Source organism: Halapricum desulfuricans (assembly GCF_017094525.1).
GTDB lineage: Archaea > Halobacteriota > Halobacteria > Halobacteriales > Haloarculaceae > Halapricum > Halapricum desulfuricans.
Genome location: NZ_CP064788.1, coordinates 373,677 through 397,640, shown reverse-complemented (window position 1 = coordinate 397,640; position 23,964 = coordinate 373,677). Strand labels below are relative to the sequence as shown.

Annotated in this window: 22 protein-coding genes and 1 tRNA gene; 13 read left to right on the top strand and 10 right to left on the bottom strand. The window is 65.7% G+C overall.

What is annotated here, in order from left to right; all coding sequences use genetic code 11:
• Window positions 1-3: 3 nt before the first annotated feature.
• Genes rpoB through HSR122_RS01990 form a run of 3 tightly spaced genes read right to left on the bottom strand, consistent with a single transcriptional unit; the run spans window position 4 to window position 3,631 of the window.
• On the bottom strand, window positions 4-1,830 hold the full coding sequence (rpoB, locus tag HSR122_RS02000) for a DNA-directed RNA polymerase subunit B (protein WP_229111021.1): 1,827 nt from the start codon (window positions 1,828-1,830) through the stop codon (window positions 4-6).
• Window positions 1,831-1,833: 3 nt separating this feature from the next.
• Window positions 1,834-3,402: a DNA-directed RNA polymerase subunit B'' gene (locus tag HSR122_RS01995; protein ID WP_229111020.1), complete on the bottom strand. Its 1,569-nt coding sequence runs from the start codon at window positions 3,400-3,402 to the stop codon at window positions 1,834-1,836.
• 1 nt (window position 3,403) lies between these two features.
• On the bottom strand, window positions 3,404-3,631 hold the full coding sequence (locus HSR122_RS01990; protein WP_229111019.1) for a DNA-directed RNA polymerase subunit H: 228 nt from the start codon (window positions 3,629-3,631) through the stop codon (window positions 3,404-3,406).
• Between the two features lie 333 nt (window positions 3,632-3,964).
• Here HSR122_RS01990 and HSR122_RS01985 point away from each other — a divergent pair.
• A tRNA-Asp gene (locus HSR122_RS01985) sits at window positions 3,965-4,037 on the top strand.
• A 397-nt stretch (window positions 4,038-4,434) separates the two neighbouring features.
• Here HSR122_RS01985 and HSR122_RS01980 read toward each other — a convergent pair.
• Entirely contained in the window at window positions 4,435-5,547 is a 1,113-nt protein-coding gene (locus HSR122_RS01980; RefSeq protein ID WP_229111018.1) for a glycosyltransferase, read from the bottom strand.
• A gap of 40 nt (window positions 5,548-5,587) precedes the next feature.
• Window positions 5,588-6,457, bottom strand: a complete 870-nt coding sequence (locus HSR122_RS01975; RefSeq protein ID WP_394355550.1) for an alkaline phosphatase family protein — start codon at window positions 6,455-6,457, stop codon at window positions 5,588-5,590.
• A gap of 125 nt (window positions 6,458-6,582) precedes the next feature.
• Here HSR122_RS01975 and HSR122_RS01970 point away from each other — a divergent pair, with 125 nt between their 5' ends.
• From HSR122_RS01970 to HSR122_RS01935, 8 genes are all read left to right on the top strand, one after another.
• A complete protein-coding gene (locus tag HSR122_RS01970; RefSeq protein WP_229111016.1) occupies window positions 6,583-8,556 on the top strand; it encodes an aldo/keto reductase in 1,974 nt (657 codons plus the stop codon).
• 88 nt (window positions 8,557-8,644) lie between these two features.
• Window positions 8,645-9,028, top strand: a complete 384-nt coding sequence (locus HSR122_RS01965) for a DUF7475 family protein (RefSeq protein ID WP_229111015.1) — start codon at window positions 8,645-8,647, stop codon at window positions 9,026-9,028.
• A 147-nt stretch (window positions 9,029-9,175) separates the two neighbouring features.
• On the top strand, window positions 9,176-9,949 hold the full coding sequence (locus HSR122_RS01960; protein WP_229111014.1) for a CDP-alcohol phosphatidyltransferase family protein: 774 nt from the start codon (window positions 9,176-9,178) through the stop codon (window positions 9,947-9,949).
• A 128-nt stretch (window positions 9,950-10,077) separates the two neighbouring features.
• Entirely contained in the window at window positions 10,078-10,641 is a 564-nt protein-coding gene (locus HSR122_RS01955; RefSeq protein WP_229111013.1) for a phosphatase PAP2 family protein, read from the top strand.
• Between the two features lie 58 nt (window positions 10,642-10,699).
• Window positions 10,700-11,485 (top strand): GTP cyclohydrolase IIa, encoded by a 786-nt coding sequence (locus HSR122_RS01950; protein ID WP_229111012.1) that lies wholly within the window; start codon window positions 10,700-10,702, stop codon window positions 11,483-11,485.
• On the top strand, window positions 11,485-12,495 hold the full coding sequence (locus HSR122_RS01945; protein ID WP_229111011.1) for a zinc-dependent alcohol dehydrogenase: 1,011 nt from the start codon (window positions 11,485-11,487) through the stop codon (window positions 12,493-12,495). The genes HSR122_RS01950 and HSR122_RS01945 overlap by 1 nt, the downstream gene beginning before the upstream one ends.
• Before the next feature lie 82 nt (window positions 12,496-12,577).
• Entirely contained in the window at window positions 12,578-12,973 is a 396-nt protein-coding gene (locus HSR122_RS01940; protein WP_229111010.1) for a 6-pyruvoyl trahydropterin synthase family protein, read from the top strand.
• Complete coding sequence (locus tag HSR122_RS01935; protein WP_229111009.1) at window positions 12,970-13,821, top strand: class I SAM-dependent methyltransferase; 852 nt, start codon at window positions 12,970-12,972, stop codon at window positions 13,819-13,821. Before HSR122_RS01940 ends, HSR122_RS01935 begins: the two co-directional genes overlap by 4 nt.
• Window positions 13,822-13,944: 123 nt before the next feature.
• Here the strand turns inward: HSR122_RS01935 and HSR122_RS01930 are convergent, their stop codons facing one another.
• Entirely contained in the window at window positions 13,945-15,105 is a 1,161-nt protein-coding gene (locus tag HSR122_RS01930) for a pyridoxal phosphate-dependent aminotransferase (protein ID WP_229111008.1), read from the bottom strand.
• A gap of 9 nt (window positions 15,106-15,114) precedes the next feature.
• On the bottom strand, window positions 15,115-15,522 hold the full coding sequence (gene ribH / locus HSR122_RS01925; RefSeq protein WP_229111007.1) for a 6,7-dimethyl-8-ribityllumazine synthase: 408 nt from the start codon (window positions 15,520-15,522) through the stop codon (window positions 15,115-15,117).
• Window positions 15,523-15,612: 90 nt separating this feature from the next.
• Here ribH and HSR122_RS01920 point away from each other — a divergent pair, with 90 nt between their 5' ends.
• The 4 genes from HSR122_RS01920 to ncsA all read left to right on the top strand — a co-directional run bounded on the left by HSR122_RS01920 (window position 15,613) and on the right by ncsA (window position 21,673).
• On the top strand, window positions 15,613-17,445 hold the full coding sequence (locus tag HSR122_RS01920) for a flippase activity-associated protein Agl23 (protein ID WP_229111006.1): 1,833 nt from the start codon (window positions 15,613-15,615) through the stop codon (window positions 17,443-17,445).
• A 48-nt stretch (window positions 17,446-17,493) separates the two neighbouring features.
• Window positions 17,494-19,365, top strand: a complete 1,872-nt coding sequence (locus HSR122_RS01915) for a flippase activity-associated protein Agl23 (RefSeq protein ID WP_229111005.1) — start codon at window positions 17,494-17,496, stop codon at window positions 19,363-19,365.
• Window positions 19,358-20,563 (top strand): 5-(carboxyamino)imidazole ribonucleotide synthase, encoded by a 1,206-nt coding sequence (locus HSR122_RS01910; RefSeq protein ID WP_324254654.1) that lies wholly within the window; start codon window positions 19,358-19,360, stop codon window positions 20,561-20,563. Before HSR122_RS01915 ends, HSR122_RS01910 begins: the two co-directional genes overlap by 8 nt.
• Before the next feature lie 144 nt (window positions 20,564-20,707).
• The gene (ncsA, locus tag HSR122_RS01905; protein WP_229111003.1) at window positions 20,708-21,673 is read left to right on the top strand and encodes a tRNA 2-thiolation protein NcsA; all 966 of its coding nucleotides are present in this window, start codon (window positions 20,708-20,710) and stop codon (window positions 21,671-21,673) included.
• A gap of 107 nt (window positions 21,674-21,780) precedes the next feature.
• On the opposite strand, the gene ftsZ is transcribed toward ncsA, so the two are convergent.
• The 3 genes from ftsZ to HSR122_RS01890 all read right to left on the bottom strand — a co-directional run bounded on the left by ftsZ (window position 21,781) and on the right by HSR122_RS01890 (window position 23,934).
• Window positions 21,781-22,971: a cell division protein FtsZ gene (ftsZ, locus tag HSR122_RS01900; RefSeq protein WP_229111002.1), complete on the bottom strand. Its 1,191-nt coding sequence runs from the start codon at window positions 22,969-22,971 to the stop codon at window positions 21,781-21,783.
• Between the two features lie 2 nt (window positions 22,972-22,973).
• On the bottom strand, window positions 22,974-23,162 hold the full coding sequence (locus tag HSR122_RS01895) for a ribbon-helix-helix domain-containing protein (RefSeq protein WP_229111001.1): 189 nt from the start codon (window positions 23,160-23,162) through the stop codon (window positions 22,974-22,976).
• A 226-nt stretch (window positions 23,163-23,388) separates the two neighbouring features.
• Window positions 23,389-23,934 carry a double zinc ribbon domain-containing protein gene (locus HSR122_RS01890; RefSeq protein WP_229111000.1) on the bottom strand — a complete coding sequence of 182 codons (546 nt, stop codon included), beginning with the start codon at window positions 23,932-23,934 and terminating at the stop codon, window positions 23,389-23,391.
• Between the last annotated feature and the right edge of the window lie 30 nt (window positions 23,935-23,964).

Below are 23,964 nucleotides of genomic sequence, written 5' to 3'. Positions count from 1 at the left end.
GGTTTAGACTGCGTCCTCCAGTTCGATCCGCGGGGCGATGCCCAGGGCCTTCATCTCGTCGAGCAGGAGCTTGAACGCGTAGCTCATCTCGATCTCGTGGACGTCGGTCTCCTCGCCGCAGTTGGGGCAGTAGACGCGGCGTTGCTCGACGTCCTCGACGGCGGTCATCCCGCATTCGGCGCAGACGTGGATGTACTCCCGGTCGGACTCATCGAGCAGGCGCTCTTTGAGCGTCATGGCCGCCCCGTGGCCGATGAACACGTCCCGTTCCATCTCCCCGATACGCAGGCCGCCTTCGCGGGCGCGACCCTCGGTGGGCTGGCGGGTCAGCACCTGGACCGGGCCGCGCGATCGGGCGTGGATCTTGTTCGAGACCATGTGATACAGCTTCTGGTAGAAGATATCGCCGACGAAGATATCGGCCTCGATCTTCTCGCCGGTGACACCGGAGTACATGGTCTCTTTGCCGCTCGATTCGAAGCCGTGTTCTTCGAGCGATTCGCGGAGTTCGTCCTCGTCTTCGCCGGTGAAGGCCGTGCCGTCGACCCGGCGGCCTTCCAGCGCGCCGACCTTCCCACCGATCATCTCGAGGATGTGACCGACGGTCATCCGCGACGGCAGCGCGTGGGGGTTGAGGATGAGATCCGGCACGACGCCCTCCTCGGTGAAGGGCATGTCCTCCTGGGGAGCGATGTGTCCGACGACGCCCTTCTGGCCGTGTCGGGACGCGAACTTGTCCCCGAGTTCGGGGATGCGCTCGTCTCGCACCTTGACCTTCGAGAGCTTCGAGCCGTCCTCGCCTTCCATGAGAGTGACGGTGTCGACGATCCCGCTCTCGCCGGACCGCATCGTTACCGACGTTTCACGTCGCTTCTGGGGGGAAAGCCCGCCCATGTCGTCCGGCTCCTCAAGGAACCTCGGCGGGCTGGTCTTGCCGAGCAGGACCGCGTTCTCGTCGACGCGCGTCTCGGGGTTGACCAGTCCGTCCTCGTCGAGGTGGGTGTAGGCGTCCTCGCCGCGAGCGCCCCGGACCTCGTCGTCGGGGATCTCGAAGCGGTCCTCCTGACCGCCGGGGTAGCGCCGTTCTTCGCCCTCGTAGGTCCGGAAGAAGTGCGAGCGGGCCAGCGCCCGGTCGACCGAGCCCTTGTTCATGACCAGCGCGTCCTCGATGTTGAACCCCTCGTAGGACATGACGGCGACGACGAAGTTCTGGGCGGCCGGGCGCTCGTCGTAGCCGATCTGCTCGGTCGTCTGGGTCTTGACCATCGACAACTGCGGGTAGTGCAACAGGTGCTGGCGCGTGTCCGGGCGGACCCGGTAGTTGGCGCTTGGCAGCCCCAGCGACTGCTTGATCATCCCCGACCCCATCGTGATGCGCGGGCTGGCGTTGTGCTCGGGGTAGGGGATCATCCCGGCACCGATCCCGAAGATGAGCTGGGGATCGACCTCGAGGTGGGTGTGGTCCTCGGTGAGCTCCTCGCGGTCGACGGCGACGAGGATGTCCTCTTCCTCCTCGGCGTCGATGAACTCGATGTAGCCGCGATCGACAAGGGCCTGAAAGTCGATCTCGTCCGCCTCGAGTAGTTCGACCTCGCGCTCGGTCAACAGCGGTTCGCCGTCCTCGACGACGATCAGCGGGCGTCGCGCCCGGCCGGCGTCGGCGTTGACGATGACCTCGTCGGTCCGGTCTTTGACCGAGACGTTGACCATCTCGCTGATCTCGCCCCGTCGGCGAGCCTGACGGATCTGTTCGGCGAGCTGTTCGGGGTCGGGATGGGTCCCGACCAGACTTCCGTTGACGTAGACTTTCGCTTCGCGTCCCTGACTCATTGTTTAATCGTCTGCGGGCTGCTGTGTTTCGATGCTCTCGATGCCGGGGATGCCCTGGACTCCCATATCGGCGAGCGACTGTTTCAGGTTCTGTTCGTCCTCGACGTTCTGGCTGAGTTCCATCGCCTGCGCGAAGTTCTTCACGAGCCCACAGTTCGGCCCCTCGGGCGTCTCGGAGGGGCAGATACGACCCCACTGGGTCGCGTGCAGATCGCGTGCCTCGAAGTGTGGCTGACTGCGAGACAGCGGCGAGCGGAGCCGCCGGAGGTGGCTCAGTACACCCATGAAGTCCGTCCGATCGACCAGCTGGGAAACGCCGGAGCGACCGCCGACCCAGTTGCCCGTGGCCAGCGGATGTTCCAGCCGCTCGGTCAGTACGTCCGAGCGCACGACCGTCGAAACCGACAGTTGACGGTTGCGCATGTTCGCGCGCTCGAGCTGATATTTCACGTCGCGTGCCAGCTTGTTCAGCGCCGTCCGGAACAGGTCCCGCATCAGGTCGCCGGAGACCTTCAGGCGCTTGTTGGCGTAGTGGTCCTTGTCGTCGGCCTCGCGGCGACCCAGCGCCAGTTCGAAGCAGGCCTCGGCCATCCGACAGAGGTAGTAGGCCTTGTTGATCCGGACCTCTTCCTCGTCGACACCCTCCTCGTGGAGGTGGGGCAGCAGATACCGGTCGATGACGTAGTTGGCGCGCTTGAGCTGGTAGTTTTTGCCCTGGCCGGACGCGACGCGCTTGCCGAGTTTCTCGATGGCTTCTTCGGTCGTCTGGACGTCGGCGGCCTCCAGGTTCTCCAGCATGAACTTCACGATCTCGGGGTCGTCGCTGACGCGGTGGACGATCTCCTCGTCGGATTCCAGTCCGAGCGCGCGCACGAGCGTGACGAAATCGACCGAACCCGAAACCGAAGGGAACGACACCTCGAGCAACCCGTCGCGGGTGCGCTCGGTCAACACCAGCGCGCGGTACCCCCGGCGCTGGGAGAAGGTCTTTGCGACCTGCACCTCGTCGCCGTACTTGGTGTCGTACTCCGCGAGAATCTTGTTCGGCGCGAGGTCTTCGCTGGTCATCAGCACCCGCTCGGACCCGTTGACGATGAAGTAGCCGCCGGGGTCGGCGGGGTCCTCCCCGATGTCGATCAGTTCTTCGTCGGAGAAGCCGGCGATGTTACACTTCTGGGAGCCGACCATGATCGGCATGCGACCGATCTTGGTCTCGGTCTGGTCGACGACGCGTTCCTCCTCTTCCTCGCCGCCCCTGACGATCGCCATCTCCATGAAGACCGGCGCGGCGTAGGTGATGTTGCGCAGTCGCGCTTCCTGGGGGTAGAGCAGTTCTTCGGAGCCGTCGGCCTCCCGCACCCGGGGCGTGACGACGCGGACGTCGCCAAGCTCGACCCAGACTGGTTCCTGGCCTTCCTTGTCTCCGATGTCAGTTTCGATGGTCGCCTTTTCGTCGACGACCTCCTGCATGCCGCGTTCGAGGAACGCGTTGAACGACCGGAAGTGGTGTTCGGCGAGTCGATCCTTCGAGAAGTATGCCCGTGAAACCGTTCGGCGTTGTTCTGTATCCATGTTATTCGATGACGAGTCGATAGACGACCGCTCGGTCTGTCGTTCGTGAATCGCGTTCGACCTTGATCACGTCGCCGACCTCGGCCTCGTCTGGCAGCGCGGGGTCGGTGCGTTTGATCTTCGGCAGGTCGGTTTTCTTGATGTCGTACTCTGCGAGTACGTCCTCGAGTTCGTCGCTGTCGAGGACGGTGTGATCCGGGACGAGTTCGTGTTGGCTTACGTCTACCATGTGTGGTGTGGTCTGACCGGCTAGAGAAGGCTGTTCGAGATACTACAGCCATCTATTGGCGGCACGCATTTAACGCTTGCCAAAAGCGCCGGCAACGGCTATCGATGGCCCCTGCGGGCGGTACCCGTGTGTACGCGGACCACGGACAAAGGTGTTGGGGTGTCTTCGACGGGCAGTGTTGTCTCGGAGCGGTTGCCGGGGCGATAGTCGGGATCAGAGCGATCGCAAGCGGGCCACGACAGCCCGGTCGGAGTGCCGTGCGTGAACGCCACTCACTGCGCCCTCGTTTGGAAAGCCTTAATACTAGGACCCCGGTACGAAGGAGTGCAGCAAGCCCGGATGGTGTAGTGGCCCATCATACGACCCTGTCACGGTCGTGACGCGGGTTCAAATCCCGCTCCGGGCGCTATTCTCTCGCGGACACTACGACCGAGGAGCGTAGCGACGAGTGAGTCGTCCGCGAGAAATCGTTATGAGGGATTTGGACCCTACGAGGAACGCGCAGCGACCATCGGGAGCGAGCATTTCTCGGTTCGGTTCAAATCCCGCTCCGGGCGTACTTTTGCAGCGAGCAAACCGCGAGCCGCAAATACGTTATAGGCGGATTTGAACCCTGGAAGACGCAGCGCCGAGCGAAGCGAGGCGACCGTCTTCATCCGGTTCAAATCCCGCTCCGGGCGTATTCTCTCGCGGACATTACAGTGGTAGCGAGGCGAACAGGTCCACGAGCACGTCCCGGTGTTCCTCGACAGCGTCGCGCATCTCCTCGCCGGCGAACGGCCGGTTCGTTGCAGTGTCTGTGGCTACTGTCCCAGTGCTCGATTCACGCGGCGCGCGATCGCCGATTTGAACCGGCGACGGGAAAACCGATCACGCGGGAGTGTCGGTCGATCGTCGGTTTCGAGACTCGTCTCGATACAGTCGACGGCACCGGACAGGGACGCAAACAGGCGATCAGCGCGCCCCTTGAGGATGTCTCGCTGCCCGCCGCCGTCAGGTGCAAAGGCGATCATTCCCGCCGCGACGTACTCCGCGACGGACATGCCGAAGTGTTCGTCTCGCTTGAGGTTCAGTCCGTACCGGTGGGTTCGAAGCAGCGTTTCGAGGCGGTCACGAGAGACGTCCCGCTCGAGGGTCACGTACGCCCGTCGGTCGGCTTCCGAAACGACCCGATCGACGTACGGCTGGTAGGACTGCGGGGCCGAACCGACGATATGCAGGTGGACGGCATGACCCCGGTCGCGGAGCCGGTCGACGACCGTCATCGTGTCCAGAACGCGCTTGTCAGGGGCAATCCGTCCCACGACGACGATGCCCCGCTCGCGCTGGTCCCAGTCGAGACCCCCGTCGATGGGGTCGACGGGCGGATGCAGGACAGCAGGGCGGACGCCGTAAATCCGCTCGACGACGTCAGCGGTCCACGCGGAGTTGGCCAGAAGCGTCGCTCCGTCCGTTGTCCCGCGATCGGGGCCGGCCAGTCGGCTCCACAGCGGGTTCAGCCGCCCCCCGTCGGTCGCTTCGAGCGCTCGGTGATGGAACTGCGGATAGTGGATGTACTGGACGGACGGAATAGGGAGGCGCATCTCGTTTGCGGTGCTCACAGCGATATCGAAGCGGTCGGCGTGCCGGCCGAAGTATCGGCCGACAAGCACACTCCGGAACGCCAGTTGCGGCCCGGCAACCGGCGAGAGTCTGGCGAGACCTCTCGCAATCGGCGAGTTTGCCGGCGGCGTCCGCACCGCGAGACCGGCCACGTCAGCGTCGAACCGATCGGCCAGATCGGACGGGTCGGTCTCACTGAGCGTGAACAGTTCGACCTCGTGATCGGGTAACAGTGCCTCACAGGTCGCCAGGCAGACCGCGTCCGCACCGCCCTGGAAGTCAAGCGTGTTGTGGACCACTGCGACCCGTGCCATCGACCGCTGTTCGAACCGAAGGGAAATAACTGTCGGGAAGTCACCGGTAACCGAGCGCGTCGAGACGGGCCTGATCGCCCTCGGCACCGTAGACACGAGTCACCGGCAACGGCTCCGGCGGCTCCAGTTCCGGCGTGTAGTCCTGCCTGTCTTCGCCCGTCGTCTCGGCCCACGGGACGGTCAACACCGCCGGCGCGGGCACGTACATTGGATGGCCGTACAGCCCCCACTCCCCGAAGAGGTTGCCGTGGTCTGCGGTGATCGCGACGCGGCCGGCGACGTGCTCGACCAGGATCTCGACGTCTTCGAGAACGTACCGGAGATTTGCCTCGTAGGCGTCCCACACGCGCTCGGTCGTGATCTCGCCGCGCCGAAGTGCGACCCACGGGTTCGACGGGTTGCTGTGAGTGCTGTTTCGAACCATCCCGTCGTCGGCCGCCAGCGGGTCCGGCACGAACGGGTGATGGGGTTGCATATAGTGGACGACCAGCCGGTCGGGATCGCGGTCACGAGCCATCGCGATCGCCCGGTCGGTGACGGCCCGCGCCGGGACCGTTCCCAACTGCTCGTTCCAGGCGTACTTCCAGACTTCGTCCAGCGCGGCGAAGGCGTCGGCGTCGACGTACCGGTCGGTCCAGGTGTTGCCAGTTACCATCACGGTCCGGGACGTCTCCGGGCGGCCCGGGAACGTGTTTTCGAGCCACTCCGAGGAGGAACTGCCGACCGACCGCACCGCATCGACTTCGTCGATCAGGTCGGTGTCGGGCGCGACCGAGCGGAGCAGGTCCACGCGACAGGCATCAAGGACGACGAGCACGTCCCACTCGCGTTCGAAGACGTTCGTCCCGTAGTCGATACGCCGGCCGGCCGCCTGGATCGCGCGGAGATAGGCGGTGCCGAGCCGGCTCATTCCCGGTTCTGTCACGCTCGCTGTTCGTCCCGATCGGACAAAACGACATCGACTGGATTACCCGCACGTCCGGGACTGTGCGCCCTCGCCGGGAGGCATTTGTACGTGCCGGCCGGGGTACGTCTATGGACTGTCTGTTCGTGGGGGCAGGAGCGATCGCGTCCGAGTACGCGGCCGGCCTGTCCTCGACTGCGCTCTCGCTGGCCGGCGTCTGTGATCTCGACGGTGAACGGGCCGCGGCGCTGGCAAGCGAACACGATTGTCCGTCGTTCACCGACCTGGAGACGGCCCTGGCACGCGTCGACGCGCCACTGGTCGTGAATCTGACGAGCCACGCTGCCCACGCGGAAGTGACCCGGACGGCGCTGGCAGCGGATCGACACGTCTACTCACAGAAACCGCTCGCGCTGGACGCCGACGTCGCCGGCGAACTGCTGGCGATGGCGCGCGAACGTGATCTCGCACTGGGTGTCGCGCCAGAGAACCCGGACGGGCCGTCACAGCGGCGCGCAGCGCGAGTGCTCGCCGACGGTCGTCCGGGTACCGTCAGGCTCGGCTACGCCCACGCACACGTCGGCCGCGTGACCGATTGGCACGACCGTCCGGACTCGTTTCTGGCGATCGGGCCGCTGTACGACGGCGCGGTCTACCCGCTGACGCTGCTCGTCTCGTGGTTCGGGCCCGTCGAAACGGTGCGCGTCGCCGACGCGCTGGACAGCTGGCCCGACCGTGTGTCGCGCCGACCGTCCGCGCCGACCCACGTCGAGGCGACGCTGTCCTTCCAGTCGGGACCGGTCGTCCGCCTGACGGCCAGCTTCTATGCGCCCCACCGGAGTCGGGAGTTCTACGGACTCGAACTCCACGGCGACGACGGATCGCTGTACCTGCATGGCACCGGCGCGATGGAGACTGCCGTCGATCACGTTCAGTTCGGCCGGGTCGGTCGTGAATACACTCCAGTGCCGCCGCAATCGCCGACGTCACCAGTCGAGTACACCGACGCCCTCGAGCGCCTCGCTGAGAGCATCACCGACGGGACACCCGCCCGAGCGGGCGGACGGCGTGGCGCGCACGTCGTGGCCGTCTGCAACGCCATCGAGGACGCCGCCGACAGCGGTGGGCCAATCGACGTACCGGCTTACGGGACGACGCGGGATCGGCTTCCCGAGCCGGACGTTCGGCCCAGCGATCCCGACCCACGAGCGAGTGGCCAGCACGGGATACGGCTGCCGCCGATCGGCTTCGGTTGCTCGCGGTACCGCGACGGCGAGTACGTCGAGCGACGGGATTCGATCGCGACGGCGCTGGACGCGGGCTATCGGCTCCTCGACAGCGCCGAACTGTACGGGAACGAACACCGGATCGGCGAGCTGCTGGCCGCTCCGGGTTCGCCAGACCGGGAGGCCGTGTTCGTCCTCGGGAAGGTCTGGCGGACGAACCACCGCCGCAAGCATATGCTCGAAGCCGCCGAGGGGAGCCTTGCGGAACTCGGTATCGACGCCTTCGACAGTTACGGGTTACATTGGCCCGACGCCTGGGCCCACCGCGGTCCGCTGGAGCGGCTGGCCGACCACCCCATCGAAAGACAGGAGGCGCTGACGTTCCCCGAAGATGACGACGGCGACATCGAGACCGCCGACGTCTCGCTGGAAACGGCCTGGGAAAACCTCGAAGCGGTGTACGATCGAGGGCTGACACGCACGCTCGCCGCCTCGAACGTCTCGCGGTCCGAACTGGAGACGATACTCGAGACCGGGCGCATTCGTCCCGCGATCATCCAGATCGAACGCCATCCGTACCTGCCCCGGAACGACCTCGTCTCGTTCTGTCACGACGAAGGGATCCGCGTCGTCGCACACTCCCCGCTGTCCGCGCCCGGACTACTGGAAGAGCCGATACTCGGAGCGATCGGCGAGGAGCACGACCTCTCGCCGGCCGGCGTCGTCCTCGCGTGGAACGTCACCCGGGGAGTCGTCCCGATCCCATCGAGTACGACAGACACACATATCGTCTCGAATCTGACCGCGGCCACGCAACGACTCTCCCCCGAAGAGATCGAGCGCATCGACTCGCTTCGACAACCCGATTTCGAGCGATAGAACGGCCAAACCTGTGACTGCCGATCGATATTGCGGTAAGTGCGACCGCCGACACCACGGTTATGTACACACTGCAGAATTATGTGATATGCCAACAACTGAAACAGGCGGATTCACGCTCCAGACGGAGTCGCTCGGCGCGCTCCACTGGGTGGGGATCATCGCGGCGCTGGTGAGTGCCGCGATCCATCTTCTGCTCGGCGTCAGGATGTTCCCGTCCGAAATGGGGATCAGTTTCATCCTCGCGGGGCTGGGCTTTCTGGGTGCGATCGTGCTCGTCCTGATCGCGTACCGCCGCCGGACGGTGTACGCGGTCGGAATCCCGTTCGTGCTCGTCCAGATCGTCCTGTGGTACGTCGTCAATTTCGCGAACGGGTCGAAAGCCTTCCCCGGTGACATCGGGACGTTCGGCGCGATCGATAAGATCGCCCAACTCGTCTTGCTCGGCGTCTTGATCGTGCTCCTGCGATAACAAACCGCAGGTCGTACGTTTAGGTGTGTCTGGCCCGAACTCACCGACGACACTTCGTATGGAACTGCCAGCCGCGACCCGGGCGACTCGACCATCTCCGAGCGAGCGCCGCTTGCGAGTGCGACGGCGTCACGACCGGAGGAGACGATGACCGAGCGACCGACCGGGTCGTCCCTCTCAGTCGGGACGCGAGTAGCGTTCCCGCTGCTGGGTGCGCTCGCGCTCGCGGTCGTCCTTCGAGGGTTGTATCCGCCCGAATGGGTCGACGCACGGATCCTGGATCCGGCAGTGGTCGCCGGTCTCTGTCTGGCTGGCCTGTTGTGGTACGTCAGCTACCGTCTCGTCCCGTCCCGAACGGGCGGGCGGCCGCTGGGTGGACTCTTCGGGCTGGCGAACACGCTGACGCTGCTACGGGGCGCGCTGTACGCAGTCGTGGCCGGCTTCGTCGTCGTCCCGCCCGATACTCGTCTCGCGTGGGTGCCGGCGCTGGCCTACGGGAGCGGGATCGTGCTGGACAAACTCGATGGGACGGTCGCACGGACCATCGGCCAGGAGACCGTGCTCGGAGAGCGCCTGGATATGGCGTTCGATACGTTCGGGTTCGTCGCCGCGCCGCTGGTCGCCGTCGTGTGGGGGCTACTCCCGGCCTGGTATCTCTCGCTTTCGGCGGCCAGATACGTCTACCGTGGCGGCCTGGGCTGGCGGCGACGCCGGGGCCGGCCGCTGTACGACCCGCCCGACAGCGACCTCGGCAGGTACCTGGCTGGCGTGCAGATGGTCTTTCTCACCGCCGCCCTCACACCGGCTGTACCGACGGAACTCGTCTGGATTGCTGCACCCTTCGTCCTCGCGCCCTCGCTGGGGGTGTTCGTCCGGGACTTCCTGGTCGTCACCGGCCGACTCTCCGGCGGCGAGCGATAACGGCGCGCCACTGTGACATGGCCCCGGCCAGTACTGATACTGGTGGCTATCCCATTTCGAAATGATCTGGCACGCCGTCGTGACAGATACCTTTAGGAACGTATAGCCACCAGTATGAAAACAGACGTATGGAACAATTACTCGAAGAGGGTATCGAGGCCGTCCAGTGGCTCGACACGCAGGTAGTCGAACTCGTCGTCGATCTGCGGAGCCCACTGCTCACCAAGGTGATGAACTCGGTGACCGGTCTCGGGTCGGCCTCGGCCGGGCTGGTATTCATCGGCCTCTGTTACCTGGCCGGGTGGCGAGAGGAGTTTCGAGTCACCCTCGTCGCGCTGGCGCTGAGCGGGGTGATCGTCGCCGCGTTGATGGTCGCAGTGCAGCGACCGTACCCGCCCCAGCCAGTCTGTCAAACCGGCGGTGCCGAGACAGTCGCGCACTCGTTTCCGTCCGGCCACGCGGCCGCAGTCGCCGTCTACGCGACGGTCGCGCGTCGGTCGGAGGTGCTCCCGTTCGTGATTACAGCGGCCTTTGCCGTGGCGATCGCGATTTCGCGGTTCTATCTCGGCACCCATTACTTCTCGGACACGGTGGTCGGCGTCCTGATTGGAGTCGGGACCGTGCTGGTGGCCGAGCGGCTTCTGGACTCCGATCGCTTTGCGATCCCATACCTACCGGACGAAAAGGCGTGAACGGGCCGCAAGACGACGATTCGGATCGACCAAACAGTAATTACCGACGACTCCTCATATGGAAGCAGTGACCACAGTGATGCAGGTTGCGCTGATACAGATCGACGATTACGGACCCTGGACCGTCACGCCCGAGCCGCGGCGCGAAACTGACCTGCAGTCGTTGCAGGCGTCGCTGTTCGCCGACTTCGCCGAGTTCGTCGGCGCGTACGACGGTTACGCGTTCTACGGGCGATTCGACAACATGTACGCCGTGGTAAACGAGATCGATCCGACGGCGTTCGAGCGGTTCCAGCGCCGCGTCAGAAACAGCTACCCAGTGACGGTGAGCGTCGGCGTCGGTCGCGCGTCGACGCCGGTCGAAGCGCTGGATGTCGCAAGCGAGCGCCTGCAGGCGGCAGGCAGCGCCCAGGACGGGGACCGTCGCGAGGTACTCGCAGTCGGGAGCGACGAACCAGTCGAGGCCGGATCGGTGACAGTCGGACACTTCGACGTCGTGGACGTGACCGGCTCGCTGACGGATCGACGAAACGCCGTCGACGTGACGCTGGCGATTCGCCGTGCCACGCTCGAACTCGTGACGTACCTCCGGCAGGAGTACGACAGCATTGCGCATTTCGTCGGGGGTGACAACATCATCGCGGTCTGCCCCGATATCGGCCCGGGAGCCTTCGACGATGCGATCGAGCACGTCAACGCGGAGACGGGGATCGAACTCCAGGTGGGGGTCGGACGCGGCCCGACGGCCCACGTCGCCGGCGACGAGGCCAAAGCGGCCCTCGAACGGTGTCGAGCGACCGGCGCTCGGATACGTGGCGTCGACAAGCTCCCGGCGGACGACTGATGCAGCGACGCTCGCTCTATTTCACCGGACCACAGGCGGTCAAGGTGCGCGAGACGTCGACAACGCCCTCGGCCGACGAAGTGCTCGTCGAGACGCGCGTCTCCGCGATCAGCGCCGGCACGGAACGACTCATCTATCACGGCCAGGCCCCGAGTGATCTCCCGGCCGACGAGACGCTTGAGGCACTCCAGGGTGATCTGTCCTACCCGCTGCGATACGGATACGCCGCCGTCGGCGAGGTCGTCGAGACCGGGACGACTGTCGAGGACGAGTGGCTCGGGCGGACCGTGATGGCGTTTAACCCACACGAGACTCACTTCAGTGCAGAGCCCACAGATCTCGTTGTAGTCCCGGACGGCGTCGAACCCGCGGAGGCGGCGCTGTACCCGACTGTCGAGACGGCGACCACGTTGGTTCTCGACGGGCGGCCGCGGCTCGGCGAACGCGTCGTGGTCTTCGGCGCGGGCGTCATCGGACTGTGTACGATCGGATTGCTCGCGTCGTTCCCGCTGTCGGAACTGCTCGTCGTCGATCCGATAGACTCGCGCCGCGAACGCGCGCGCCAGCTGGGGGCCGACATGGCGATGCCGCCGGACGAACTCTCGGCGGACCGCTGGGACGACGATGCCGGATCGAACGGCGCTGACCTGCTGTACGAACTGTCGGGTCAGCCTGCGGCACTCGATGACGCGCGCGCCGTCGCAGGCTACGATAGCCGGATCGTCGTCGGATCCTGGTACGGCACGAAACCGACTACACTCGATCTGGGCGGTGATTTCCATCGCGACCGGGTCTCGATCGAGTCCAGTCAGGTCAGCACACTCGCCCCCGAACTGCGCGGTCGCTGGACGTTCGACCGTCGAACCGACACGGCTCTCGAGAACCTGACGGCACTGCCGGTGGAGTCGCTGGTCACGCACCGACTTCCGTTCGAGGACGCCCCCGAAGCGTATCGACTGATCGACGAACGGCCCGAAGACGCGCTCCAGGTGTTGCTGACCTACCGATGACGCCGATCCAAGTGCCTTCAGGGTCCGCTACGCGATCGAACCGAACGCACACTGTTACAGACAGACACACGAATACGAACCTATGACAACCCACACGTACGAACTGACCGTCACGCGAGAGTTCGTCGCACAGCATTTCCTCACCGTTCCCGACCCAGGTCCCGAAGGGACACCACACAGCCATCACTTCACTGTGGAGGTGCGCTTTGGGGGGCCTGAACTAGGGGAGTTCGGCTACCTCGTGGACATCGACGACGTGAACGCGATCCTCGATGATCTTGAGGAGCGTTATCGTGACGCATTGCTCAACGACCTCCCGGAGTTCGAGGGCCTGAATCCGAGCGTCGAGCACTTCGCACGTCTGTTCGGTGACCGCGTCGAGCGAGCGCTGGACGATCCCAATCCGGAGCATCTCCGCGTTCGGCTGTGGGAAGACGACCTGTCCTGGGCGAGTCACGCACGCCGTCTCGAGGGATGAATCACACCGAGACACGGTATCTGGAAGCCAAGCGGTCGCTGGACGATCGCGCCTACTCGCGTCGGGTTCGTGACCGGTTACTCGCTGCCGTCCCGACCGAACCGCGGGTTCTCGATATCGGCTGTGGCACCGGAACGACCGTCCCACGACTGCTCGAATGGGGAGTCGACGCCGGCTCGTATCGCGGCATCGACAGCGACGAAGGCGTTATCGACTTCGCCCGCACGGTTCGACCGGCAGCGCTTCGGCGAGCGGGTCGCTCCGTCGTTGATCGCGACCAGGGGTTCGTCGTCGGGGATCTCTCTGTCACCTACGAGGTCGGTGACGCGCTGACGACACTCACCGGCGCGAACGACACCGATCTGGTCGTCGCGCAGGCCTTTGCCGACCTCGTCCCGGTGGCGGAGCTGCTGGACAGGATCGAGTCGGCGCTTGCACCCGGTGGGCTCGCGTACCTCCCGATCACGTTCGATGGCGCCACGATATTCCAGCCCGACCATCCGGCGGACCGGGCCGTCGAAGACGCGTACCATGCCGTAATCGACGCCGAGCCTGGCCGGGACGTCCACGCCGGTCGACACCTGGCGGAGGTCTGCCGTCGCCGGGACGGCGACCTGCTTGCGATAGGCGGTTCTGATTGGATTCTCCGCCCCAGCGAGGGCGAGTACCACGCTGACGAGGCGTATTTTCTGGACGCCATCCTCGAATTCGTCGAAGACGCCCTCTCGGATCGGACCGTCGAAGGAGGGGCCGACTGGCTCGCGACCCGTCGCCGACAGCTGGCCGACGGAAGGCTGACCTACATCGCCCATCAGTACGATCTGCTGTATCGCGCGCCTGTCGCGTGATCGTCGCCACGTGACAGGCAAAACAAACGGGCAAGACAAGCCGTAAACTCCCGACTCGTTCGGACTGCTGTCAGTTTGTTCCGCATCGACCGCCCGTATTCGGGCAGTCGGAGCGGTACATCGTTACAGCAGGTCCGCCTCGGCCAGTCGCTCGACGCCCTCACGGAGTCGGTCCGTGCTCGCCGCATACGACAGGCGGACGTAGCCTGGTGTGCCGAACGGACTGCCCGGTACTGTCGCGACCTGTGCCTGTTCGACGGCGTCTTCGGCCCAGGCCTGGTCGTCTTCGCGAACGGGGAGCATAATGTAGAACGCGCCTTCGGGGACGGGGACGTCCTTGTCATACTCGGCGAACAGGTCAACGAGCATGTCCCGGCGCTCCTCGAAGGCGTCGCGCATCTCCTCGATCTGTTCGTCCACTTCTTCGAGCGCCGTGACGCCGGCGTGCTGGACGAAGTTGACCGCGCAGGTCACCGAGTGCGATTGCAGTTTCCCGGCCTGCTCGACGATCGACTCGGGGGCGGCGAAATACCCCAGCCGCCAGCCCGTCATCGCGTAGGCCTTCGAGAAGCCATTCAGGGTGATCGTGCGGTCTTCCATCCCCTCCAGGGTTCCGAGACTTACCGGCTCGATCCCGTCGTAGGTGATCTCCTTGTAGATCTCGTCGGAGATCACGGCGAAGTCGTGCTCGACGGCCAGATCGCGCACGCCCTCAAGCGCTTCCTGGGAGTAGACCGAGCCGTGGGGGTTGCCCGGCGAGTTGACCACCAGCAGTTCGGTGTCGTCGCTGACCGTCGCCGCCAGGTCGTCCAGCGCCGGTTCGAGATCGAAGCCGTGGGCTGCGGTGTCGACGCGGGCCAGCGAGCCGCCGGCGAGTTTCGCCATCGCCTCGTAGGAGACCCACGCCGGGTCGAGCAGCGCGACCTCGTCGCCGTCGTCGATGATCGTCTGGAAGACCTCGTAGAGGGCCTGCTTACCGCCCGGCGTGACGATGACGTTCTCCGTGCCGTACTGGGAGAGACCGTCCTCGTGCAGTTTCTCGACGATCGCCTCCTTCAGCGGCGGGATCCCGTTCGATGAGGTGTAGCCGACGTGGCCGGCGTCCATCGCGTCCTTTGCGGCCCGTTTGATCGGCTCTGGCGTGTCGAAGTCGGGTTCGCCGACGCTCAGGTCGACGACGTCCTTGCCCTCGGCCTCGAGTTCGGCCGCGAGGTTCGAGATGGCGATCGTCGCTGACGGTTCGACGCGCTGGATTCGGTCCGAGAACGGTGGTTTGTAGCTCATGGGTGTGTGTTATAGTTCGTCGACGATATCGATGGCGCTCTCGACGGCCTCGCGCCCCTTGTGGGTGCGGGCCGCGGCCTCGTCCTGGCTCATGCCTGGGCCGATGATTCCGAGGGTCACGGGCGTGTCCCGATCGAGGCTCACGTCGGTGAGTCCCTGTGCGGCGGCGTGACCGATGACCTGATCGTGATCGGTGTCTCCGGAGATGATGACCCCGAGCGTGACCACGGCGTCGATATCGTCGCGGCGGGCGAGCCGGTCGGCCGCAAGCGGCGTGTCGTAGGCGCCCGGCACCGCGAGCGTCTCGACGATCTCCGCGCCGCGGTCGCCGGCTGCCGCGCGGGCCGACTGTTCCATCTTCGAGAGGACCGCTCCGTGCTTGTCGTACTGACCGATCACCAGCCCGAGCCTGACCATACCTGCGGGGTCGGAGCCGTCGGTGAAAGATGTACCGTTCCGGTTCGGTGGACCGGAAAGTTTCTATCCGTTCGCGCCGCGCGTTCTGACATGTCCGACGCCTCGCCGGATCACCCCCCGCCGTCGGCGCGTCGCTCGCACCCGCTCGTCGCTCGCCTCCGCGAGCGCGACACTGTCCTCCTCGCAGTCGCGGCTGTCACCGTCCTCGCGCTGGTCGCCCGGCTCGTCGCGCTCGGCGCGCGCCCGGCCCACTGGGACGAGGCCCGCGTCGCCTACTGGGCGCTGTACGCCCAGGAGGAGGGCCACTTCGCGTACCGATCGATCGTCCACGGCCCCGTTATCCAGCACGTCGATCGCTGGCTGTTCGAAGCGCTCGGCCCGAGCGACTTCGTCATGCGGCTCCCGGTCGCGATCGTCGGTGGGCTGCTCCCCCTCTCGGCGCTGCTGTTCCGGGATCACCTCCGAAAGGCCGAGACGGTCGCGCTCTCGCTGTTTCTTGCGTTCAACCCCGTGTTGCTGTACTACTCGCGGTTCATGCGCAGCGACGTGCTGGTCGGGGCCTTCGCCTTCGTCGCGCTCGGCATGGTCGTCCGACTGCTCGAACGCCGGCGGGCGCGGTATCTCTACGGGGCCGCGATCTTCCTGGCGCTCGCGGTCGCTTCCAAGGAGAACGCGGTGCTGTACGTCCTCACCTGGCTCGGTGCCGGCGCGCTCGTGGCCGACCGCGCGCTGGATCGACCGGGATCGGACCGGACCGGACTCGATCGGCTCGGAGCGTGGGCGACGACGGCGCGCCTGTACGTCCGGCGGACGAAGACGGGGTTCGAAACCCGACGACGCGTGGGCGTGTACGCGCTGCACGTACTCGGAACACTGGCGGCGTTCGCGCTCGTCTGGCTGTTCATGTTCGCGCCGCGCGGGGACGGTCTCGAGGGGCTGCTCACCGGGCCCGCCGGATCGGGGACCGTCGGGCTGGGCGAGGCAGTGAGCGACCCGGCGAAGTGGGGGCCGCTACTCGACGCGACCGTCGAGCAGTTCCGCGCCGAATACCTCTCGTGGGGCGGCAAGACCGGCGGGTTGACCTTCGAGGACTATCAGGCGCGACTCGGCGGCGCGGTCAGGGACGGCCTGATCGGCACGTCGGCCCCGCTGGTGTGTTTCGCGATCGCGGGGTTCATCCGCGAGCGTTACGCCGTCGCCGAGGGACGGGTGCTGGTCTTTTTCCTGACCTACGCCGGTGCGGCCTCGATCGTCGGCTACCCGCTCGGGCTGTCGATCGGCGGGGGCTGGAAGTGGAACAACGTCCACGTCCTGTTGCCGCTATCGATCCCCGCCGCGGTCGGGCTGGCGACGATCTATCGCTGGGGCCGCGATGCCTACCGCGAGGACGAGCCGATCGACGTCGGCCTGACGGCGCTGATCCTCGCGGTGGTCGTCGCGACGGTAGTCTGGAGCGGCGCGAGCCACGTCTATCTCAACCCCAGCCACGAGAGCAACGACCTCGTCCAGTTCGGACAACCCACCGACGATCTCGATCCGGTCGTCGAGGAGCTGCGGGCGGCCGCCCCGGACGAAAACCCCGACGTGCTCGTCTACGGCAACGCCAGCGAGGACGCGTCGATCGTCGACGCCGGCCAGCCGGAACGAACCTGGAACGTCCGGCCGGTCTGTACCGACTTCGGGAACTTCCTGCCGATGCAGTGGTACCTGGCCGCCAGCGGCGCGAACGCGAGCTGTGCTGGCGATCCCGCTGAACTGCGCGAGCGCGTCGAACGCGAACAGCCCTCGGTCGTGATCACCCGCGTCGGCGACGACAGCGTCCCGACCGACTGGCTCGAGGACCGCTACGACGACCGCGGGACCTACAGCCTGCGGTACTACGCGGACGCGACACCGACGATCCAGGTCTACGTCCGGGACTGATCGAACCGCGACGACAACCAATATATTCCCGGCCGGACAGGGGCCGGTATGGACGCGGGTCGGGACGTGCCGAACGCTCGCACACGCCTCCGCACGCGAGCGGACAATGCGCTCCGGGGCCTGACAGGTGGCGTCCGAGACCGAGCGAGCGGGGCGCTCCGGGACCCTGTGGTCCTGGCAGTGCTTGCGATCGCGGCCGCAGCGCTTTTCGCGCGGCTGTTCTGGCTCGGCTACCGGACGGCCCACTGGGACGAGGCCCGCGTCGCCTACTGGATCCTCCGTTACGAGGAGACCGGGGCCTTCGCCTACCGGTCGATCATCCACGGGCCGTTCGTCCACCACGCGACCCGGCCGCTGTTCGCGCTGTTCGGGCCGAGCGATTTCGTGGCTCGACTGCCGGTCGCGGTCGTCGGCGGCCTGTTCCCGGTGTCGGCGTTGCTCTATCGGAAGCACCTGCGCGGCCACGAGACGGTCCTGCTGGCGTTCCTGTTCGCGTTCAATTCCGTGCTGCTGTACTACTCGCAGTTTCTCCGAAGCGACGTGCTGGTCGCAGCGTTCATGATGACCGCGCTGGGCTTTCTGGTCCGGACCTACGACACCCGGAACCCGCGCTACCTCCACCCGGCGGCGCTGTTTCTCGGCTTCGGGATCGCCTCGAAGGAGAACGCGCTGATATACCTGCTGGTCTGGATCGGCGCGACGGCGCTGGTGATCGATACGGGCCTGTTCCGCCCGAGGTCGAGTCGGTCCGGTCTGGACCTCCTGCGAGAGCGGGCCCGCGCCGTCCGACGATACGCTTCGGCGGTGAAAGCAGGGGGCACGAAGCGAAAGCGCGTCGGGGTGGTCGCGTTCCATCTGTTCGGGGCCGGCGCTGTCGTCGGACTCGTCTGGCTGTACACGTTCGCACCCAGAGGCGGGGCGGCCGAATACTATCCCGTCTCGGCGTCAGCGATCGGATCGATCACGTTCGGAGACACGATCGCCGATCCCACTCGGTTGCCGGCACTGATAGAGAACACCTGGAACTACTGGTACAGCGAGTATCCGACGTGGTCGGACAAAGCGCTCGCAAGCGGCGAGGACTCGTCGCTGTCGGAGCGCTATCTCGAGTTCGCGCCCCAGTACGTGCAGGTCCTCCGGGAGTACGCCCTGCCGACGCTGCTGTTCGCGGCGATCGGCTTTCTGGGGGAGCGCTACGGCCGGGAGCGCTCGCGGAACCTGATCCTGTTCGGCACCTACGCCGGGGTCGCCTCGGTGATCGGCTACCCGCTCGGCCTGGACATCTTCGGCCCGTGGAACGCGGCCCACCCGATCGTCGTGCTGGCACTGCCGGCGGCGGCCGGACTCGGCGTGCTCTACCGGTGGGGCCGAAACGCGCTGTCGAGTGGTGACACGGTCACGACCGCGCTCGCCGCACTGGTGCTGCTCGTCGTCCTCGGACACGTCGTCGCGACGGCGGCCGGCGCGGCCTACGTCCACGACACCGACAGCGAGGCGAACGGCCTGATCCAGTACGCACAGCCGGCCGGCGACATGCGCTACGACCTCCAGCAGCTGGACCGGATCGCCGCGGAAAACGACGGGACCGACGTCCTCCTGTTCGAGAGCTACTTCGTCGGCAACGGCGAGAGCGGCTACTACCACCCAGCCTGTATGGGCACTTCGAACTGGTTCGACGGGTTGCCGCTGTCGTGGTATCTCTACGCCGCCGACGCGAACGTCACGTGCGTCCAGAACTCGCCGGATCTCGGCGCAGTCAGCGGCGATCCGCCGCCGATCATCGTCACGCGCGAGCGGTCAGTGTCCGTCCTCTCCCAGCAACTCGACGGGATCGGGGGCTACGAGTACACGGTCTACGAACTCCGGGCGTACGGCACCGAGACCGTGATCCTGTTCGATCCAGCGGCCATCGATAAGTGAAGACAACGCTTTTAGCGACCCGAAGGATAGCCGCAGGTACATGACGACGCTTCCAGGCCCGACGCTGGGGATCGTCGGTGCCGGTCAACTCGGACGGATGCTCGGGGAGGCCGCGGCGCCGCTCGGCGTCGACGTGATCGTCTCGGATCCGACCGACGACGCGCCGGCCGCACCGGTCGCGCGCGAGCAACTCGTCGGCGGCTTCGACGATCCGGATACCTTCTACCGACTCGCCGAACGCGTGGACGTCCTGACCTTCGAGATCGAACTCGTCGACCCCGAGGTGCTCCAGGAAGTCAGCGAGGAGACCGACACGCCGGTTCACCCACACCCGGAGACGCTGTCGCTGATCGAGGACAAACTCGTCCAGAAGCGACGGATGGAATCGGCCGGAATCGCCGTCCCGCCGTTTCGCGCCGTCGGGGACGCCGCGGACGTCTACGACGCGGCCGAGCAGCTGGGCTACCCCCTGATGCTCAAATCCCGGACCGGCGGCTACGACGGGCGCGGCAACGTCGCTATCGAAGACGAGGACGACGTCGAACCCGCACTGGAAGCGATCGGCGGACCGGCGATGGTCGAGGGGTTCGTCGAGTACGACCGCGAACTCGCGGTCATGGGCGTCAAGGGCGACGGCGAGACCGACACGTTCCCCGTCACCGAGACGATCCACCGCGAGGAGATCCTCCGGGAGACGGTCGCGCCGGCACGGACGGACGAGACCGTGCGCGAGCGCGCCGAGGCGGTCGCTCGTGACGTCCTCGAGGAGATGTCCGGGCGAGGCGTCTACGGGATCGAACTCTTCGAAGACCCCGACGGCCGGATCCTCCTCAACGAGATCGCGCCCCGCCCGCACAACTCCGGCCACTGGACGATCGAGGGGTGTGAGACGTCGCAGTTCGAACAGCACGTGCGGGCCGTTCTGGGCTGGCCGCTGGGTTCGACCGAGCGACGGTGTCCAACGGTGACGGCGAACATGCTCGGCGACGTCGATCAGCGCCAGCGAGCGACGCTATACAACGTCGACCGGGTGCTGGAGACCGACCGCTGTCACCTGCACTACTACGGCAAAGACGAGGTGTACGACCTCCGGAAAATGGGCCATCTCACCCTGACCGCCCCGAGTGACGCCGATCCGACCGAACTGCTCGAATCGGCGCGAGCCGTCCGCGACGAACTGACGTTCTCGGCGGACTGATAGTGACCGCTGTACCGATGTACCGGTACGATCGCACGACTGCGTGCGGTCGGTCCGGAAGGGACTTACAACGGTCAGTATGACCCTCATTTCCGGCTTCCGGAGCCGAAACCGTCATACGAACCCGTCGGCAAGGACGGCCAGATGCAGTGTGACAAGTGCGACGCCGAGGCGGTGATGCACGCCGCCTATTCAGGGCTCCATCTCTGCGCGGATCACTTCACCCGGAGCGTCGAGAAGCGAGTTCGGCGGCGGATCCGCGAGGACGGTCTCGTGCCCGACGACGCCACGCCAGCGGATCCCGTGACGTGGGTGATCGGCCTCTCCGGCGGGAAAGACAGCGTCGTCCTCACGCAGATCCTCCACGACACGTTCGCGAAAGACCCCCGGATCGAACTGGTCGCGCTCTCGATCCACGAGGGCATCGAGGGCTACCGCGACAGGAGCCTGGAGGCCTGCGAGGAACTGACCGCCGAACTGGGCGTTCGGCACGAGACCGTCAGCTACGCCGAGGAGTTCGGCGTTCGAATGGACGAGGTCGCCGAGGAGGACCCCGAGAACATGGCCCCCTGTGCGTACTGCGGGGTGTTTCGACGCGACGTCCTCTCGCGGTACGCCGAGCGGTTCGACGCCGATCTCATGCTCACCGGGCACAACCTCGACGACGAGGCCGAGACCGCGCTGATGAACGTCCTCGAGGGGGACGTCGAGCAGGTCGCAAAGCACTTCGACGCCAGCCTCGGGCCGCTCGAGGAACGGACCGAGCAGGATCACCACGTCCCGCGCGCGAAGCCGCTCCGGGACGTGCCCGAAAAGGAGGTCGCGCTGTACGCCCAGCTCGAGGACCTGCCGGCGCACATCACCGAATGTCCCCACGCCGAAGAGGCGTTTCGCGGCGAGATCCAGCGACTGATGCTCGACCTCGAGGAGGACCACCCCGGGACGCGCCACTCGATCATGGCCGGCTACGAGGAACTCGCCGCGCTGGCCGCCGACGCCTACGGTGACGGCCGACAGGAACACGGGGAGTGCGAACGCTGTGGCGCGCCGACCGGCCGAGACATCTGTCGGAAGTGTGCGCTGGTCGAAGCGCTCGAAGAGTCGGCGTAGTCCGCAAAAAAACGGAACCGGCACGCCGAACCACCCCTCGATGGACGGCGTGTGCGCGTATCGTCAGCTCCGGACCGACCGCACGCGTCGCGGTCGAGACGGAACCGCTAATCGTCCGTTCGGATGACGTCCAGGCCGTTGTTCCGTTCGAGGTCGCTTCGGCCGCCGTCAGTCTCGCCGAAACCTGCCGATCCAGTCTCGACGTTCTGACTCGCGTCGAAGTCGACCTCGTCGGGATCGCTGATGGCCTGCCGTGACTTGTCGGCCTGTTTCTGGGTCGTCGGACCGAGCACCTGGGCGCTCTGGACCCCGGTCATGATTGCCATGACCCGGACCTTGCCCTTGTACTCTTCCTGGATGCGCGCGCCCCAGATGACGTTGGCGTCGGCCTCTAACCGATCGGTGATCTTCTCGGCGATGCCCTCCGCCTCCTTGAGCGTGAGGTCGGGACCGCCGGTGATGTGGACCAGTCCGCCGCTGGCACCGCGATAGTCGACGTCCAAAAGCGGGTGGTTCATCGCGTCCTTGACGACCTCGTCGGTCTTGTTCTTGTCCTGGGTTTCGCCGACCAACATTACGGCGACGCCGCCCTGGTTCATGATCGCCGTCATGTCGGCGTAGTCCAGGTTGATCAACGACGGCTGGGTGATGGTCTCGGAGATGCCTTTCACTGTCTCGGCGATGATCTGGTCCATCACCGAGAAGGCCTTGCCGATCGGGAGGTTCGGGACGTAATCCAGCAGCCGATTGTTGTCGAGGACGATGATCGAGTCGGCCTCGTTGCGGAGGTTCTCTAGCCCCTCTTCGGCCTTGACCGTCCGAGCACGCTCGACGTTGAACGGCGTCGAGACCATGCCGACGACGATCGCACCCTGCTCTTTGGCGATCTTCGAGACGACGGGCGCCGCACCGGTTCCCGTGCCACCGCCCATTCCGGCGGTGACGAATACGAGGTCCGCATCACCGAGGACCTCTTTGATCGTCCCCTGGGCCATCTCGGTGGCGCGCTCGCCCATCCCGGGATCGCCGCCAGCGCCGAGCCCGTTGGTCAGGGACTTGCCGACCAGGATCTTCGTGTCGGCCTCGATCATCTGCAGGTGCTGCTTGTCGGTGTTCAGCGCGATGGTGTCGGCCCCGTCGACGCCGATGTTGTACAGCCGGTTGACCGTGTTGTTGCCAGCGCCGCCACAACCGACGATGACGATCCGGGGATCGCCGAACTCGCCGCCGTCCGCGTCGTCCATCGACCGCTGTTCTTCTTCTTCGTGTTCGAGGGCTTCTTTGACGATGTCCTGCATCGTTACACCTTCGCCCAGGTCCGGCGCTTGCGTTTTTCAGAGGGGCGCTCCTTCTCGGTGCCCTCTTCGTTGATCATCTCGCGAACGGCCGACCGGATCGCCTCGCTCCGGTTGGGGTACTCCCCCGTTTCGACCATTCGCTCGACTTCCTCGATCTGCTGTTTCGGAATCCGTAGTGTCACACGCTCCATGGTTGTCGTTCCCCTTTGGGTAAGACGGCGGTGAACGCGTGTCCACCCGGCGTTTACACAGCGAAATCGCGCGACAGCGACGTTATCTTCGGATTCGGTCCCGCTGTGTAAGACGACCGTCTTACGCACAAAGTACCACAGACCAAGGGATAATAAAGGTTAGGGTTAGCGTATGACAATTCCACGTTTACGTCCGCAGAGAGTGTTTACCACGTGTTTTCGGGACTTACGGGTTGTCGAGAACGTCGGCAGCGGTGGTTCGCCGGCCACAGTCGGGGCAGAACGCCCAGTCTGACCGGAGTTCGTTGCCACACTCGCAGAAGACTCGATGCGACGCCTTCTCGCCACAGTTCGGACAGTAAACGTCGGACGGCGACAGGGTTTCGCCACACTGTGCACACGTGTTACGCTGCTCGCTATCCGCAGGCGCGTCTGTCTTACGCTCTGGCGAGTCCGACGTCGTCTCCGCGTGTGACGACTCTGACTGCGTGTCGGCGTCGGCCCCGTCGACAGTGATGTTGACGTTGATATCCTGGGGCTGACGGGGCGTAAACGCCTGCTCGAGGCGTTCCGCGACGAGCGCGTCGACGCGTTCGGCGACGAGTTCGTCGAGGCTGTCTCCAGCGTCGGACGCGCGTTCGGACCGCTCGGCGGTCGTCGGCTCGTCGAGATACGCACGCAGTGCCTCACGCATAATCTCGCTCTTGGAGGCGTCGAACTCCTCGAGCTGGGCGATGAGGTCGTCGTCCGCGCGGAACGTGATCTTGCTCATCCGGCTCGTCATACACGTTGTCAGCCGAAC